Genomic DNA, 14,619 nt, shown 5'->3' with positions numbered 1-14,619 from the left:
TGGACCGTCGCCTGGGTCTGCGGACGGGTCGGGGGTACGGCAAAGGCCCGGACGTGCCCCCCCCCCCGGTCAAACCCCCCGGCCCCCGCGCGGGGGGCCCCCCCCCCCACGGTGCGGGCCCCAGCTGTGAAATATGCGTCAGATCCGCCGTCAGGCCGGAACGATGTTCTCGGCGGTCGGGCCCTTCTGGCCCTGAGCGACGTCGAACGACACCTTCTGGCCTTCCTGCAGCTCGCGGAAGCCCTGGGTGGCGATGTTCGAGTAGTGGGCGAAGACGTCGGCGCCGCCGCCGTCCTGCGCGATGAAGCCGAAGCCCTTTTCGGCGTTGAACCACTTCACGGTGCCGGTGGCCATGTCATTTCTCCTTCGGAAACGGTGCTCGGAGTTCGCCTTGTACGGACTCCGTGTCGCCGTGATGATCAACCCGTCGGAAAAAATGAACCTTTTGGCAAACCACAACTGCAACCTGATTCGACAGTAGCACGCCATGCTGGATCAGAGGCCGGGAATAATTTCGCACATTTTCTCGTTTGGAACGCGATTTCATCGTCTCCGCACCGACGGGTGGACCCGTGACCACCTAGGCGCGCAGCAGCCGCCCGGTGAGCTCTCGGTACTCCCGGAGCGCGAATCGGAGTTCGGCGGACTGTGTCTCGGGGTCCAGGTCCGCCCAGCCTGCGCGGAGGACCCTTCGTCGCTCGGCAAGGGCGTTCACGAGCTGGGCGGTGGCTTCGTCGAACGCGTCCTCGGCCTCCTCCAGCGCCTCGCGCGGGCTGTCCGCGAAGGTGTTGACGGCATGACCGAGGCGGCGCACGATCTCGTCCCGTCCGTCCGGGGGGAACAGCGGATCCGGGCCCGTGGCACGGCGCCCGACGGTGCCCGAGGGCCGGTCCGCGGGCTGCTGGGCGCGTGTCTGGTCGTACATCGTCGTGTGTCCCGCTTCCGTGGGGGATGGGGGCATCGCCCGAAGACGCCGTTCGTCTTCTCGACGGCCTGTCGCAAGCTTCCGGAGACCCGGTCGACCCTGCCCTTCCCAGCCCTGCGCCGTCCCGCCAGTCAACGTCCGGCGACGATACGTGTCAACGTGAGGGCCACCCCGGCGCAAGCGGCCGACGGCTCCGTGACACCCGCCGAGCGCCCGTGCCCTCCGCGTGCCCGGTCTCCGCGTGCAAGACGGGACCCTGTGCTGTGGTCTCCCGCAACATCACTTAGTCTTCGCTCACTTGCCACGTACGGCCCACGGTTCGCACACACCGGACGCACGGGTGGCAGCTGCTTGCGCTCACTTTCGTTCCGGGGGGTTCGACACCGTGCGTCTGCGCACTCTTCCGGCCGCCGCAGCCCTGGCGGCCCTGTTCGGCTCGGTGGTCCTCGCCACACCGGCGTCCGCCGACTCCATCACGTCCATACCGGTCGACGGCGCCGCCGACACCGTGGTGGACGGCGTCCACCAGCGGGTCTTCATCAGCGACAGGTACCACGACCAGATCGTCGTCACCGACTTCACCGGCAAGGTCGTCACCAGACTCACCGGCCTGTCCCAGGTCCGCGACCTGGAGCTGAGCCCGGACTCCGGCACGCTGTACGCCGCGCTCTACGGCGCCGACAAGATCGTCGCCATCGACACCGGGCAGCTCACACAGACGGCCGAGTACCCGACGGGCGACAAGACGATCCCCTCCCGACTCGCCTACGCCGACGGCAAGCTGTGGTTCGGCTACGGCGACCAGTGGGACTCCGGGCTCGGTGAAGTCGACCTGACCGCCGAGACGCCCCGGGTGACCCTCGACCTGGCGGCCGGCCATGACTTCGCGAGCCCGCCGATGGTCTACGCCGACCCCGACAACCCGGGCACGCTGCTCGCCCTCGACGGAGGTATCAGCTCCGGCCCGATCGTCGTCTACGACGTCTCCTCCGGCACCCCGGTGATCCGCGTCTCCGTAGAGAAGGGCGGCTTCTACAAGGACGCCGCCCTCACCCCGGACGGCCAGAACGTCGTCGTCGCCGGCCCCGGGAACCGGGCGCTCACCGAGTACCGCCTCTCCGACCTGTCCGAGGTGCGCACCTTCCCGACCGTTTCGGAACCGGAAACCGTCAGCGTCGCCTCGGACGGCACGGTCGCGGCCACCGTCCTCGACACCGACGACGTCGGCGACACCTATGTCTTCAGCAGCGACCCCTCCCGGCCGACCAGCATCCGCAACCTGTCGCACACCTGGATGCCGTGGGGCGGGCACTCCACCAGCTGGTCGGCCGACGGCTCGCAGCTGTTCGTGCTGACCGGGTCCGGCGACTTCACGCAGTTCCATACCGTGGACGCGCCCCGCAAGTACGCCTCCACCCTGACGGTCGACGCCCCCTCGACGGCCACCCGGGCCAAGTCCCTCACGGTCAAGGGCAAGCTCAAGGCCGGCCTGGCGCTGCCCGCGGGCACCCCACTGCAGGTCACCCGCACCGACCTGGACTCGCCGAACGGCAAGTCCCTGGGCACCAAGTACCTGGGCACGGGCGGCGCGTACTCCTTCACGGACACCCCGCCGGCCGGCGGCAAGGTGAAGTACACGGTGACGTACGCGGGTGACACCACGCACACCACGGCGACGGCCTCGGACACCGTCGCCGTCTCGCGCGCCACGCCCACGTTGACGCTGAGCAACAACGGCAAGGTCTACGACTACGGCAAGTCCGTCACCTTCACGGCGCACCTCGGCACGACCTACAAGAACCGCACGGTCAAGATCTGGGCCAACCCGTACGGCGCCGACAAGCCCGACACCCTGGTGAAGTCCGGCACGGTCAACTCCAGTGGCAACATCTCGGTCACCCTCACCCTGAAGCGGAAGACCAAGCTCACGGCGAAGTTCACGGGCGACGCGCGCTACGCGCCGAGGACGACGACGAGCACGGTGGGCGCGCGGGTCAAGGTCTCCACGGCGCTCACCGGCCACTACAAGACCAAGTACACCTGGAACCACACCTACTACTACTTCAAGCAGTCCAAGGACCCGGTCGTCACGACCTCGATGACGCCGTATCCGGGCCGCAAGCAACAGATGCAGATCCAGGTCTACGCCGACGGCGCCTGGCAGACCACGGCCACGGAGTACTTCACGCTCGACTCCGCGGGCAAGTCCGTCGTCACGCTCACCGGCACCCCGCCCACCGGCTACCGCTTCCGGGTCCGCGACTCGTACATCAGCGGCTCGGGCGACAGCGTGAACACGACGACGTACGGGGCCTGGAAGTACTTCACCTTCACGAGCTGAGGCCCCGCGTCTCCGGTCGCTGCCGGTGCGGGCGCACATGTCCCGGTGTGGTGGGCGAGGAAGTCGCCCACCACGGTGCCGGCCCTACACCCTCACACCACAGCGCCTGAATCCCGCGCCCGCCCGCGTCGCTCCAGCGGACCGCGCGCCCCGCTGTCCTCGCCGCGCCCGGGGCGCACCGGCGGCGCCGGGCGGCTGCCCTCAAGCTGTACGGCGATCGGCACGGCGGTGAACACCGTCGACGCCATACCGATCACCACTCCGGCGATCAGCGCCACGGAGAAGTCCGCGAGCGAGTCACCGCCGAGCACGGCCAGGGCTGCCAGGATGAAGAGCGCGCCCATACCGGTGTTCACCGTGCGCGGCAGCGTCTGGACGACGGCCTTGTTCGCGGTGGTTTCCAGGTCCGCCGCCGGATCGCGGCGGCGCGCCTCACGCACCCGGTCGAAGACGACGACGGTGTCATTGACGGAGTACCCGATGACCGTGAGCAGGGCTGCCAGGAAGACGCTGTCGACGGGCTTGCCGAGCCAGGCGAACAGGCCCACCACCAGCAGCACGTCGTGCACCATGGCCGACACCGCCGCGGCGGCGAACGTCCACCGGAACCGCACGCTGAGGTAGATCAGCTGGGTCGCCACGGCGATGCCGAGCGTGATGAGCGCGTTCCGGCGCAGCTCGTCGCCGAGGCTCGGGCCGATCAGCTCGTCCCGCTCGACGGTGACCTCACCGCCCTCCTTCGCCAGCGCCGTCCTGATCGTGTGCTGCTGGTCGTTGCTCAGCTCACCGGTGCGTACCGAGATGTCCCCGTCCCCGGACTCCTGCACCACCGCGCGCGGGAACCCGGCGTCCGTGACCGCCGTACGTGCCGCGTCCACGTCCACGGGCCTGCTGGTGCTGTACTCCACCAGGCGCCCGCCGGTGAACTCCACCCCGAACTCCAGGCCGCGCAGGACGATTCCGGCGACGGCGACCACGATCAGCAGCGTGCTGACGCCGAGCCAGCGGCGCCGGTGGTGCACCAGGCGGGGTTTGCGGTGCGCGAGCCAGGCACGCACCCGGCCATTGGAGGTGATCCCCGTCAGACCGGGCCGGCCCCGCACGAAGCGGCGCCGGATCGCGAAGTCGGCGAGGACCCGGGTGATCACCAGAGCCGAGATCATCGAGACGAGGACACCGATGGAGAGCGTGACGCCGAAGCCCTTGACGGGTCCGGTGGCGAAGAAGAAGAGCAGCCCGGCCGCGAGCAGCGTGGTCACATTCGAGTCGACGACCGCGCTCCAGGTCTTGCTGAAGCCGATGCGCAGCGGCTTGTCCAGGTGCGCCGAGGCCGACTTCAGGGCGCGGGCTCCCAGATACTCCTCGCGGGCACGCTCGAAGACCAGCACGTTCGCGTCCACCGCCATGCCGATCGCCAGGACGAAACCGGCGAGTCCCGGCAGGGTCAGGGTCGCGCCCAGTGCGACCAGTACGGCGTAGGAGATCAGGCCGTACAGCGCGAGCGCGATGGTGGCCAGGGCGCCGAGCAGCCGGTAGACGACGAGGATGAACAGCCCCGTCAGCGCGAGCCCGATGATCGCGGCCTGGGTGCTGGCGGCGATGGCGTCGGCACCGAGCGTGGGGCCGACGGTGCGCTGCTCCACGACCTCCACGGGCACCGGCAGCGCACCGCCCTTGACGAGCGCGGCCAGATCGCGGGCCTCTTCCCGGCCGAAGCCGCCGGTGATCTGCGTGGAGCCGCCGGAGATGCCGACCTCGCACGCCACATCCGCGTTGACGGCGGGCGCCGAGAGGACCTTGCCGTCCAGGACGATGGCGACGCGCCGCTCGGGGGCGCCCGGCGGGGCACAGGCCGCCGCCCCGGTGACCCGTGCCCAGTCCTTGCCCGCCTGCCCGCGGAAGGCGAGGTCGACCATCCAGCCCGACATCGTCTGCTGGTCGAGCACCGCCTCGGCGTCCTTGACGCCCTCGCCGGTCAGGGCGGTGGGCCCGAGCTTGAGGAACGCCCCCTTCTGGTCGGGGTCGGCCAGGGTGCGCGAGCCGTCCTTGGCCGGCCTCCCCTTGTTCGCGTCCTGCCGGTCCGTCGCGCCCCGCACCGGGTGGACGGTCAACTGGGCGGTGCGGCCGATGACTTCGGCGGCCTGGCGCGGGTCCTGTACGCCGGGCAGCTCGACGAAGATCCGCTGCTGTCCGGACCGGTACAGGCTCGGCTCGGACACGCCGAGCGCGTCGACCCGCTGGCGGAGCACCTCCAGGGCCCGCTGGGTCGATTCGGCATCGGCCCTGACGACGGTTGAGTCCTTGGTCTCCAGGACGATTTGGGTGCCGCCGCGCAGGTCGAGGCCGAGGCGGGCGGACTGCGTGAGAGCGAAGAAGAGCGAGGCGGCGATCACACCTAGGGCGATGATCGCCCGCCACATGGGCGCGCGAGACATGAGTTCTCCACGATGGGCAGGCAGACGGAGTCGACGTCTGCCCCGGGCGCGCAGGCGAACGGTCAGGCGTCGATACGGACTTCGGTGCTCCATCGGGACGGCGGGCCGCGCGGGCGATACGCGTGGGCACCCCGGCTCGCTCCCGCGGCCACGGCCGCCACGGCCACGCCGGGGCCGCCGACAGCGCGGTGCGGTGCCGCGTCCTCGGTGCCGGGTCCCAGGAAGCCGTGGAACGGGTACGGCACGGCGTCGGGGTGGCCCGGCACGGGGTGCGCCACCGTGACGGGTCGCTGCGCGTCGGCGGTCGCGGACGCCTGCGCGGTCGCTGTCGCGGCCGTGCCCGTCGAGGACGGGCGGGACGCCGGCGCCGACTTGGCCGACACCGGCAGGAGGAAGGTCAGGACCGCGAGCAGCGCGGAGAGCACGACGGCGGCCGGGCGCGTGGGGTGTGCGCGGTGCTGCTGCACGCCTCTTGCCCACCCCCGGTCAAGTCGTCGTACGCAACCAGCAGTTGGGCACTGCGAGCCGACGGCCCGGCTCGTCCGGCCGTCAGTGACACGAACGCCGTCGGGGGTCCGGAGGTTCCCGACTCGCCGCGGGAATGTTCGGGATGTTGCGGAAGAGGCCCTTCCGCGAGTGCGTCAGCGGGCCTCAGCCGGAAGGCCGGTCGCAGGTGACGTCCGTGGCCGGCAGGCGGCCGGTGGCCAGGTAGGTGTTGACCGTCGCGTCGGCACAGGAGCTGCCGAAGACGCCGTACACGGCGTGCTGGTCCGCGCCACGGAGGGTGGCCAGGCGGGAGGAGGGCCACATGTGGCGCACCTTCTGCGCGCTCCGGTAAGTGGTACGCGGGTCACCGGTCGCGTTGACGAGCAGGGCCGGAAGGTCGCCGCGGATCGTGGTCGGGCGTTCGCGCGGCGGGTCCCAGAACGCGCACGGACCGATGTTGTTGGTGACGGGACCGAACAACGGGTCCTGCGCACGGGCACGTTGGACATCGCGCCAGTACACCTCGGGGGAGCGGGGCGCGGACGCGTCCCCGCACAGGATCGCTGTCTGGACACTGCCGTACGCGGAGTCGGATCCGTTCAGATTCAGCAGGAAGCCGAGCATGTCGGCCAGCCACGGTGAGGGGGTGACCGTGTGGCCGGCGGCGGCGCGACGCATGTCCCGTACGGCCTGCGCGAGATCGGCGTAGGCGGCGTCGTTGTCCTGGGAGAGTCCGTTCATGACGACGACGGGCACCAGATGCTCGTCCACCCGGTGGGCGCCGATCGGCAGGGGCGTACGTCCGGCCGCCGCCTGGACGCTGTCCACGGCCGCCAGCACCTCGCCAGGGGTGCGGCCCAGACCGTAGGCGGTGTCGCGGGCGGCCGCCCAGGAGGCCCAGCCCTTGAGCGCGTGCCGGTTGGCCGGTTCCGTGCCGCGCAGCAGCCGGGGGTTGTAGCCGTCGGGAGCGACGACGCCGTCCAGCACGACCCGGTCGGTGCGGCCGGGGAACATCGTGGCGTACACCTGGCCGAGGTAGGTGCCGTACGAGTAGCCGAGGTAGGAGATCCGCCGCTCGCCGAGCGCGGCGCGGATGACGTCCATGTCGCGTGCGGTGTTCCGGGTCGTGACGTACGGCAGGACGTCGCCCTGGGACGTCCGGCAACGACCGGCGAGTTCCTCGGCCAGGCCCACCGAGCGGTCGAACCCCGCACGGTCGATCCCCGCGCCGCGGATGAAGGAGCCGGTGGGCCAGTGGCAGTCCAGCGGTGTGCTGCGGCCCACGAATCGGGGGTCGACGCCCACCACGTCGTAGCGCTCACCGACCTGCTTCATCGCCGAGCGCACCCACGGCGGGTCACCGATCGTCTGCCCGCCGGGGCCACCACCGTTGAGCAGCAGCGGGCCCACGCGGTGGGCCGTGTCGGTGGCCCGGATCCGCGAGATCGCGACGGTGATCGTGCGGCCGTCCGGGTCGTCATAGTTCAACGGGACGGTGACATCGGCGCACTGGGCGCCCGCCTGCTGGAGTTCCTTGTCGGTCTCGTCGTCGGGTCCGAGCAGGCAGCTCTTCCAGTCGAGGTGCTGCCGGTGGTAGCGGGCGAGGGGGTCCGCGATCGCGGGGGCGGGTCCGGCCGCCGCGGGCGACGCGGCGACGGTGAGCGCCCCGACCAGGCACAGGGCGGCCCCTGCCGCGGTGCGCGACACGAGCCGGTGCAGACCGCCGGCCGTGACCGTACGGGCTAAGGAGGTGGGCGACGACGTCGTACGGGACGGTGTGCCGGGGGAGGACGGGGAGTCGGTCATGCCGGTCATGCGGTGGTCCTTTCGGAAGGCCTGCCCTCACAGAGGGACTTGTCGACGAGGTCCAGGAAGTCGAGCTCGGCCTGGAGCGAGGCGGGCACCTTGTTCAGGGCGACGGCGACACTCCGCCCGCCGGGGCCGACGGCGATCAGCGCCCGGTGACCGCCGGGCACCGTGCCGCCGTGCCCCCACCACGTCCCGCCGCAGGACAGCGGTGTCGAGATCAGGCCCAGCCCGTAGCGGGCGCCCGGCCACAGCCGATCGGCGTCGGCCTCCACCGTCCGTCGCATCTCGGCCAGTTGGGCCGCGGGCAGCAGTCGGCCGTCGAACAGGGCGGCGGCGAACCGCGTCAGGTCGCCCGGCGACGAGACCAGGGCGCCGCCGACCCCGCCGAAGGTCATGTTCCAGGCGGTGCCGTCGACGCGCCGACCGTCGCCATCGCCATCGATGAAGTAGCTGCGGGAGTGGGGTCCTCGGACGCGGGTGTCGTCGCCGGGCCAGTAGGTGTCGTGCAGCCCGAGGGGCTTGATGATGCGGCGGGTGATCTCCGCCTCGGGGGTACGGCCGGTGACCTCGCGGACGATCATGCCGAGGACGAGGTAATTGGTGGTGGCGTAGTGCCAGGTGCCCTGCGGGCGCGGCAGTTCGAGAGCACGCGTGACGAGGTCGCGCGGCTCGAAGTGGCGGTACCGCAGCCGCTCGGGATGCTCCCATTCGGGGGCGTCGAGATAGTCGGGCAGTCCGCTGGTGTGCTGCAGGAGCTGTCGTACGGTGATCAGCCCCCCGTCGTGGCCGTGCCCGTGGCCGTGCCCGTGCCCGTGGATCAGGCCGGGCAGATAGCGGTCGACGGGGGCTTCCAGCGAGAGGCGGTGCTCCGCTACGAGTTGGAGGACGAGCGCCGCGGTGAACGTCTTGGTCACGCTGCCGACGCGCAGCCGGTCGACGGTGTCCATCGGGCGTCCGGTACGCAGATCCGCCGTTCCGGCGGCCTCGGCCCAACGCCCGCAGGGCTCGTCCGCGTTGGGGTGGCTCACCAGGACCGCGGCACCGGTGATGCCGTCGCGCTCGGTGAGGATGCGCAGCGCCCTGCGGGTCCGGTCGTGCGTGCCACAGTCGCCGCCAGAGCGTGAGCCCGGCGCCTGCGCGGTCGCCGCGGAGCCTGAGCCCGGCACCTGCGCGGTCGCCGCCGGGCCGGTGGCCAGTACGGTGGTCGCCACCAGGGCCGCGAGGCCGATGCGCCTGCCGGTCCCGGAAGTCGGTGAGATGGTTGGCATGCCACATCACGGTAGGCACGGGCGGTCCCGTGATCACTCCGGCAGGCATGTGCTTCGAAGCTGAGGCCAGCCCAAGCAGAGAGCCGGGAGCGGTCCCCCTGGCGGTCGGGGCCCTCTGCTGGTAGGGGCGAGCCGGTGCGCGGAGCTTCCGCTTCCGCGCTGAGCTTCCGTAAGGGGGGCCAGAGTTCCATTGTCGGGTCGGGATCGCACCCTTGGTGACTGTCGGCGTCCCACGGAAGTCGAGTTGGGCGCCGGCTCAACGCTTGGCTCGGGCGCCGTCTCAGCTGTCCGCGGTCCGAGCGCGGCCGGGGCCACGGTGCCGGGCCCGCCGCCAAGGTCAGCGGCAGCGAGCCGGCACTCAGCTCACCACGAGGGCGTCAGCCGACGGTCCACTTCTGGCCCGCCGCACCCGTGCCCGTCAGCTGGACGACCGCCGCTCCGGTCGTGGTCGCGTTGTTCAGCACCCCGAGGTTCAGCCCGCTGTGCACGGCCACCAGCATGTAGACGCTGCCGGTGTAACTGCCGACCAGGTCGAAGAAGAACTGCTGGTTGGTGCCGCCGTTGCAGGTCCACTGGATGAGCTGGCGGTTCTCGGCGGTCGACTTGCTGGGGACGTCCAGGCACAGCCCGCTGTTGACGTTCTTCAGCGTGTAAATGTTGTCCGCGACCTTGGTGACGGTCCACCGCTGGTCCGCCCCGCCCGTGCCGGTCGCCTGGATGACGTTGGCGTTGGTGGCGGTGGAGGCGCCGGTGACGTCGAGCAGCAGGGAGCTGCCCGAGTTCGTCAGGGTGTGGGCCGCCGCGCTCGGCACGCCGCTGTTCGGCGTCCAGGTGCCCGCCTGGACATCCAGTGACCAGGTCGGGTACTGGCCGAGGTTCACCGTCGTGCCCCTGATGGTCAGCGGCAGCCAGATGAGCTGGGACGCGCCGAGGTCGGAGGGGTTCCAGCGGTCACCGGCGTAGATGTACGTCGTGCCGGAGGTGCCGGCCACCGTGATGATGTTGGCGGTCTGGCTGCCGTACGTCTTGGTGCCCGGGGCCGCGAAGTTCCGCATGGCCGACCAAGTGCCGCTCACAGAAGTGGCGGTGGAGTAGACGTTGTCGTTCAGGCTCCAGCCGGTCAGGTGCGAGGCCAGCAGGTAGTAGATCCCGTTGGCCTTGATCATCGCGGGTGACTCGAAGCTGTTGGCGCCGCCGCCGCTGCCCAGGATGGACACCGTCCTCACCGGGGTGAGGTAGTCGCTGGAGAGCAGGTCGATGCGCAGGCCGTTGTTGCGGTCCTCCGACAGCAGGTAGGCGGTGCCGTCGGTGTCCTGGAACAGGCCGATGTCACGGCTAAGTTGGCCCAGCGGGCGGGAGCTGCCCAAGTAGTCGTAGGCGCCGCAGGGCGTGCTGCTGGTGGCGACACCGACCTTGGCCTCGGAGTAGTTGAGGCTGTCGATGTGCACGTACATGACGAACTTCTGGGTGCTGGCGTTGAAGATCACCTTCGGCCGCTCGACCACCCGGGACGGGCCGAGGTCACCGCTGCTCTGCAGGGACAGCGCGTTGCCCCGGTACGTCCAGTTCGCCAGGTCGGTCGAGCTGTAGCAGGAGATGGCCTGGAAGGACGTGTTGGACGAGTTCACGCCCGCCTTGTTCTCGCCGAAGCCGTACCAGGTGTCACCGACCTTGATGATCCCCATGCCGTGGAGCTGGAGGGCGTTGCCGCTGGTGTCGGTCCGTGCCGCCCCGGTCGTGAAGGTCACGGGGGTGGCGGCCTGCGCGGCCTGGACGGGTATCAGGAGCGCCGCCACACCTGCCAGCAGCGACAGCAACGAGAGGGCGGCGGTGCGCCATGGCCGAGGGCCGCGTCTGACGCCGTATCCGCCCCTGCCGTGGCCGGAAGACGCTTCTTCGGACATGCTTCTTCACCTCTTCTTCGAGGTCCCGGGCCCGCGTCTCTCCTGTGTCCGAGGGCAGGCACGGCGGTGCCGCTTGCGTGTGCAGAGGGGGGAGGGAGGGGCCGGGTACGGGGGAGCCTGCTGGTACGGAGGGGCCTGCTATGGCGGTGCCGGGTCCGTGACCGGCCGGCGGGTGGGGGCGGACGTACATATCCGCCGTATTGCCGGTTAATGACAACTGTCGGCAGAAGCCCTGTCAAGACATCGGCGTTGGATTCTGTTTCTTTTTGACCGCACCAGTCGGGCGGACGGGGCGACGAGCCGCGCGGTTGACGGTGGTTCACCTGCCGGCCCCCTGGGTTCCGGGAGGGCCGGGACGTCGGCCTCTCTTCGCTCCCTCGGCAGGCGAATGTCCGCACTATGCGTGGTTTTCTGATGCTATCGACCCGTCCTCCAAGTGAAACCTTTACGCGGACCCGTTGACCAACCGGAAGATCGACGCGTAGAACAATCTGCGAGTCGGCCGCAGTTCGCTACTGGTTGGTTTTGTTTGAGAGCGGTCGTCTTGCACCACAGGGAACACGTCAACGCCCGCGCGGTGCCCGGACCTCATCGGCTGCTGCGGCGCCCATGAGAGGGGTACACGCGATGGAAGCCTCCGCATCCGGGAACCTGTCCGGCCGCCGGCCCACGACCGAGCGCCCGCAGGGGCTGTCCCGACGCGGGCTCCTCATGGCGGCGGCGGTCACCGCGGGAGGCGCGGTCCTGGACTTCGGCGACGTGTCGGTGGCGGAGGCCGCGAACACGCCGATGACGTCAACGACATCAACGACATCAGCGACATCGATGACGCCGATCACGGCGACCTCGCCGGACGGCACGAACAGGATCACGCTGTCCCTGGTCGGCGGGGCGCTCCAGTGGTCGGTGAAGCGCGGCGGCAGGACCGTCCTCAACCCCTCGGCGCTGGGCCTGGTGCTGAGCGACGGCACCGAACTGGGCACGCGTGACGTGTCGGTGACCAGCTATCAGCACTGGACCAACGACAGTACCTGGACCCCAGTCTTCGGCCGCAACGCGATGATCCGGGACCACCACCAGGAGATGCGCTGGAACCTCCGGGACGGGACCAGCGGCGTCAACTTCTCCGTCCAACTCAGGGCCTACGACACGGGTGTCGCGCTGCGCTGTGTCCTGCTCGACAGAGGCAGCACCACCATCTCCGACGAGCTGACGACCTGGGTCTTCCCCGACAACACGACGATCTACAGCGCCCGGGACGAGGACGCCTACAGCCCGGTCGCGCCGGACGCCATCCCGTACACCGGCACCTCCAGCACCGACAACGGCAACCTCAGCGACCTGCCGCTGCTGGTCACCCTGGACAGCGGGCTGTTCGCCACCGTCTGCGAATCCTCCCGGGTGAACTACCCGCGCTCGATGGTCAGTTCCGTCACCGGCGCCGGCGCTGGCTCTGGCGTCGGCAACACGCTCAAGACGTACCTGATGAAGAAGTCCGCCCGTTCCTCGGGCACCACGCAGAACACCACGACCGTCACCACGCCGTTCGCCACGCCGTGGCGTGTCCTGGTGCTCGGCGACGAGGCCGGCGACCTGATCGACAACGCCGAGCTGGTACTCAACCTCGCCCCGGCCTGCGCCCTGCCGGACACCTCCTGGATCAAGCCGGGCAAGGTGTTCCGCTGCGAGCTGAGCACCGCCGCCGGGACCCAGGGCGTGGACTTCGCCGTCGCCCGCAACCTGGACTACATCGAGTACGACGCCGGCTGGTACGGCCCGGAGTTCACGACCACCGACGCCACCACCCCGATATCCGCCATCGACCTGCCCGCAGTGATCAACTACGCGACCAGCCACGGCATCGGGGTCTTTCTCTACGTCAACCGGATCGCCGCGACGGACCCGGACACCCTGTTCGCCCTGTACAAGAGCTGGGGCGTGGCCGGTATCAAGCTCGGTTTCATCAACGACGGCACGCAGGCCATGACCAACCAGATCATCGCCTGGGCCAAGACCGCTGCCAAGCACGAGTTGCTGATCGACATGCACGACGACGTCCGGTCGTGGGGTTACGAGCGCACCTACCCCAACTGGATCAGCCTGGAGGGCGTCCGGGGCAACGAACAGTTCCCGACCGCCGCCAACAACGTCCTCCTGCCCTTCGCCCGCAACGTCGGTGGCCCCATGGACTACACCATCTGCTACGGCCAGTCCCGCGACCGGACCACCAACACCCACCAGATGGCGATGGCCGCCGTCTACTACCAGCCGCTGAACTTCCTCTACTGGTATTCCAAGCCTTCCGCGTACGCCAACGCCGCCAACTGGCCGGGCCTTGCCTGGTTCGATGCCATCCCCACCACCTGGGACGAGAGCACCACGGTCGCGGCCTCCCTCGGCGAGTACGTCGCCGTGGCCCGCCGCACCGGCCGTACCTGGTTCCTAGGCGCGATGAACAACGAGAACGCGCGCACCATCCCGCTCCCCCTGGACTTCCTCGACAGCAACACGTCCTACACGGCCACGATCTACGCCGACGGCACGGCGGGCACCACTCCGTACGCCACCCCCACGGTCGTCAGCACCCGGACGGTCACCTCGGCCACCACTCTCGACGTGACCATGACCAGCGCGGGCGGACAGACGATGATCCTCACGCCGGTGAGCACGGCGACTGATCACAGCGGACAGCAACAAGGTCCGGGTCTGTGACCTGGGCCTTGACCATGGAGCGGGTGACGAGAATCGAACTCGCGCTCTCAGCTTGGGAAGCGACGGCGCTTACGTGGCCGCATGGCCGCTGACCTGGGTAGATGCGCTACGCAGCGGCAGGGGTGAGGGTCTTTTGGCACCGCTGTTCCCCCGCCGCGGGACGTGGGCTCGCGGCGCACGACCTGCTTCCCGTGCAGGCGCTCATGGTCGATCGGGCGTAGTAGGTGTTCGAGCCGACCGGCACGCTTTCAGGTGATCAGCTGGCACCGGGGACGGAATTGCCGGGCGCTTCATGCCCGGCCCGGCGGTACTCGGCGTTGATGCGCTGAGCTTCCTCAAGCTGGTCCTCAAGGATGACGATGCGGCAAGCGGCCTCGATCGGGGTGCCCCTGTCGACGAGCTCGCGGGCGCGCGCCGCGATCCGGAGTTGGTAGCGGGAGTACCGGCGGTGTCCGCCCTCCGAGCGCAGCGGCGTGATCAGACGGGCCTCACCGATGGCTCGGAGGAAGGCCGGGGTGGTGCCGAGCATCTCGGCGGCCCGCCCCATCGTGTATGCGGGGTAGTCGTCGTCGTCCAGACGATCACTGAGGGGGATATCTGCTGTCATGTCACCTCGTTGTGCAACGCGTCGAGGGGCCCGGGGGGGGGGAGGGCCCCCCCGCCCCCCACAGAAAAAAAAAAAAAAAAAGTCGCCCAAACAGGTGGGGCACAGGGTTTTAGACAGACACCCCCCCAAATC

General features: G+C 69.8%; 10 protein-coding genes. 2 read left to right on the top strand and 8 right to left on the bottom strand.

The genetic code is table 11. The features are described from left to right. Nucleotides 1–150: 150 nt before the first annotated feature. Nucleotides 151–354 (bottom strand): cold-shock protein, encoded by a 204-nt coding sequence (locus ACFWYS_RS25600; protein ID WP_161148376.1) that lies wholly within the window; start codon nucleotides 352–354, stop codon nucleotides 151–153. 226 nt (nucleotides 355–580) lie between these two features. After that, nucleotides 581–925, bottom strand: coding sequence for a hypothetical protein (locus tag ACFWYS_RS25595; protein WP_384773287.1), 345 nt, complete (start codon nucleotides 923–925; stop codon nucleotides 581–583). Nucleotides 926–1,310: 385 nt separating this feature from the next. On the opposite strand from ACFWYS_RS25595, the gene ACFWYS_RS25590 reads away from it, so the two are divergent. Continuing rightward, nucleotides 1,311–3,266, top strand: a complete 1,956-nt coding sequence (locus ACFWYS_RS25590) for a YncE family protein (protein WP_384773284.1) — start codon at nucleotides 1,311–1,313, stop codon at nucleotides 3,264–3,266. A gap of 92 nt (nucleotides 3,267–3,358) precedes the next feature. On the opposite strand, the gene secD is transcribed toward ACFWYS_RS25590, so the two are convergent. The 5 genes from secD to ACFWYS_RS25565 form a co-directional block, all read right to left on the bottom strand. Continuing rightward, a complete protein-coding gene (secD, locus tag ACFWYS_RS25585; protein WP_384773282.1) occupies nucleotides 3,359–5,701 on the bottom strand; it encodes a protein translocase subunit SecD in 2,343 nt (780 codons plus the stop codon). A gap of 62 nt (nucleotides 5,702–5,763) precedes the next feature. Next, complete coding sequence (locus ACFWYS_RS25580) at nucleotides 5,764–6,168, bottom strand: hypothetical protein (protein WP_384773279.1); 405 nt, start codon at nucleotides 6,166–6,168, stop codon at nucleotides 5,764–5,766. A 184-nt stretch (nucleotides 6,169–6,352) separates the two neighbouring features. After that, nucleotides 6,353–7,993, bottom strand: a complete 1,641-nt coding sequence (locus tag ACFWYS_RS25575; protein WP_384773507.1) for an alpha/beta hydrolase — start codon at nucleotides 7,991–7,993, stop codon at nucleotides 6,353–6,355. Nucleotides 7,994–7,998: 5 nt separating this feature from the next. Further along, a complete protein-coding gene (locus ACFWYS_RS25570; protein ID WP_384773276.1) occupies nucleotides 7,999–9,264 on the bottom strand; it encodes a serine hydrolase domain-containing protein in 1,266 nt (421 codons plus the stop codon). A gap of 377 nt (nucleotides 9,265–9,641) precedes the next feature. Then, nucleotides 9,642–11,168: an RICIN domain-containing protein gene (locus ACFWYS_RS25565; protein WP_384773273.1), complete on the bottom strand. Its 1,527-nt coding sequence runs from the start codon at nucleotides 11,166–11,168 to the stop codon at nucleotides 9,642–9,644. 627 nt (nucleotides 11,169–11,795) lie between these two features. Between ACFWYS_RS25565 and ACFWYS_RS25560 the strand changes: the two genes are divergently transcribed. Beyond that, on the top strand, nucleotides 11,796–13,880 hold the full coding sequence (locus ACFWYS_RS25560) for a glycoside hydrolase family 97 catalytic domain-containing protein (protein ID WP_384773270.1): 2,085 nt from the start codon (nucleotides 11,796–11,798) through the stop codon (nucleotides 13,878–13,880). A gap of 256 nt (nucleotides 13,881–14,136) precedes the next feature. Here ACFWYS_RS25560 and ACFWYS_RS25555 read toward each other — a convergent pair whose 3' ends face one another. Further along, nucleotides 14,137–14,487 carry a MerR family transcriptional regulator gene (locus ACFWYS_RS25555; protein ID WP_126393714.1) on the bottom strand — a complete coding sequence of 117 codons (351 nt, stop codon included), beginning with the start codon at nucleotides 14,485–14,487 and terminating at the stop codon, nucleotides 14,137–14,139. Between the last annotated feature and the right edge of the window lie 132 nt (nucleotides 14,488–14,619).

The sequence above is a fragment of the Streptomyces sp. NPDC059010 genome (genome assembly GCF_042740355.1).
Lineage (GTDB): Bacteria > Actinomycetota > Actinomycetes > Streptomycetales > Streptomycetaceae > Streptomyces.
This window is presented reverse-complemented; position numbering and strand designations above follow the sequence as displayed.